Origin of the sequence: Microbacterium sp., assembly GCF_035554235.1 — a bacterium.
GTDB lineage: Bacteria > Actinomycetota > Actinomycetes > Actinomycetales > Microbacteriaceae > Microbacterium.
Genome location: NZ_DATMIO010000238.1, coordinates 1 through 2,418, shown reverse-complemented (window position 1 = coordinate 2,418; position 2,418 = coordinate 1). Strand labels below are relative to the sequence as shown.

Annotated in this window: 2 protein-coding genes and 1 pseudogene; all 3 read left to right on the top strand. The window is 74.6% G+C overall.

The window, feature by feature from the left end:
* Window positions 1-723, top strand: a pseudogene (locus VNT50_RS12205) (DUF4350 domain-containing protein); the annotation flags it as partial.
* Window positions 724-779: 56 nt separating this feature from the next.
* Window positions 780-1,709, top strand: coding sequence for an AAA family ATPase (locus tag VNT50_RS12200; protein WP_325485389.1), 930 nt, complete (start codon window positions 780-782; stop codon window positions 1,707-1,709).
* 11 nt (window positions 1,710-1,720) lie between these two features.
* Window positions 1,721-2,418: DUF58 domain-containing protein (locus VNT50_RS12195; RefSeq protein ID WP_325485388.1), on the top strand; the 698-nt coding region annotated here is incomplete at its 3' end.

Genomic DNA, 2,418 nt, shown 5'->3' with positions numbered 1-2,418 from the left:
GCGAAGCGGGCGGGCCCCGTCATCCCGGGTCTGCTCTTCACATCGGGAAACGCGGATGCCGCGTGCTATCCCGCCGACGGCGGCTACGGCCTCCTCGTCGGCGAGCGCTCGCCGACCTCCCGCATCGCCCTCATCGACGCCGGCGGGCTCTTCACCAATGAGCACCTCGCCGAGAACGGCAACGCCGCCCTCGCGATCGGGCTGATGGGCCGGCACCCGGTCGTCGTCTGGTACGTCCCCACGCTCGCCGACAGCGACCTCGAAGACACATCGCCCTCTCTCGGCGTGCTGACGCCGCCGTGGGTGACGCCCGCGATCGTGCTGCTGATCGCCGCGGCCGTCGCCGCGGCGGTGTGGCGCGGCCGACGGTTCGGGCCCCTCGTCGCCGAGAACCTGCCGGTCATGGTGCGCGCCTCCGAGACGATGGAGGGCCGCGCGCGCCTCTACGCGCGCTCGCGCGACGCCCTGCACGCGGCCGATGCGCTGCGCATCGGCACGATCGGCCGCCTGGCCCGCGACCTGGGCCTCGGCCCGGCCGCGAGCGCCGCCGACGTCTCCGACGCGGCGGCCGATCGCATCGGCGCGCCGCGGCCGGCCGTGCGCGGCATCCTGATCGACTCCCTCCCCCGCACCGACGCCGAACTCGTCGCGCTGAGCGACCGGCTCCGCGACCTCGAGGCGGCGGTTCGTGCCGCCGTCCGCACCGAAAGGAACGCCCCGTGACCGACGCCGTGATTCCGCCCACCCCGACGCGCCCCGACGACGCGCTGCGAGACGCCATGAACCGCGTTCGCATCGAGGTCGGCAAGGCCGTGATCGGCCAGGACGGGGCCGTCACCGGCCTGCTGATCGGCCTGCTCGCGCGCGGCCACGTGCTGCTCGAGGGCGTTCCCGGCGTCGCGAAGACGCTCCTCGTGCGCTCGTTCAGCCTCGCGCTGGGCCTCGACACGAAGCGCATCCAGTTCACTCCCGACCTGATGCCGGGCGACGTGTCGGGCTCGCTCATCTACGACGCGCGCAGCGGCGAGTTCGAGTTCCGCGAGGGTCCGGTGTTCACCCACGTCCTGCTCGCCGACGAGATCAACCGCACACCCCCCAAGACGCAGGCCGCGCTGCTCGAGGCCATGGAAGAGCGCCAGGTCTCGGCCGACGGGGTCACCCGGGCGTTGCCCGATCCCTTCGTGGTCGCCGCGACCCAGAACCCGATCGAGCACGAGGGCACCTATTCGCTCCCCGAGGCCCAGCTCGACCGATTCCTCATGAAGCTGCTCATCGAGGTGCCCGGCCGTGACGCGGAGGTCGCCGTGCTGCGGCGTCATGCCGGCGGCTTCTCCCCGCAAGACCTCGCCAGCGCGGGGCTCGAACCCGTCGTGTCGATCGCCGAGATCCACGAGGCGCAGCGGGCCGCGGCATCCGTCGCCGTCGCCGACGACGTGCTCGCGTACGTCGTCGACCTCGCCCGGGCGACGCGCCAGAGCCCCTCGGTGCAGCTGGGCGTGAGCCCTCGCGCGTCGACGGCACTGCTCGCCGCGGCGAAGGCGTGGGCCTGGCTCGGCGGGTATCCCGCGATCACCCCCGACCACGTTCAGACGATGCTCGTGCCCGTCTGGCGGCACCGCATCCGGCTGCGGCCCGAGGCCGAGATCGAGGGCGTCTCGGTCGACGCGATCCTCTCGTCGGTGCTCCAGCAGACCCGCGTGCCCATCTAGCCCGCCGTCCCATGTTCGTCACCGGTCGCCTGCCCCTCCTCGTCGCCCTCGGCGTGGTGCCCGTCGTGCTGCTCTCCGCCGCCGGCGTCGACGCGTGGCTGGCTGCGGGCGGCTGGCTCGTGCTGTGCCTCGCACTGGCGGGGGTGGATGTCGCGACCGCAGCCGACCCGCGCGCCGTGCGCATCGAGCGGCACGTGCCCACGAGGGCGCGCCTGGGCGAGCGGGTCGACACCGGGCTGTGGATCGCCAACCGCGGCACGCGGCGACTGCGGGGGCTCGTGCGCGACGCCTGGCAGCCGACCGCCGGGGCACCGCTCGAGCGGCTGCGGCTCGACGTGCCGGCCGGCGAGCGCCGCCGCCTCGACGTGCCCCTGCTCCCGCGTCGGCGGGGTGAGCTCGCGACCGCGTTCGTCGTCGTCCGCGCCCTCGGTCCGCTCGGCTTCGCGGGGCGCCAGGCGCGCACCGACGCGCGGGGCGCCGTGCGGGTGCTCCCCCCGTTCGCGTCCCGCCGGCACCTGCCCTCGCGCATCGCCCGGCTGCGCGAACTCGACGGCAACACGAGCGTGCAGGTGCGCGGCCAGGGCACCGAGTTCGATTCGCTGCGGGAGTACGTGCGCGGCGACGACGTGCGCTCGATCGACTGGAGAGCCACGGCCCGCGCCGGCACGACGATGCTGCGCACGTGGCGGCCCGAGCGCGACCGGCACGT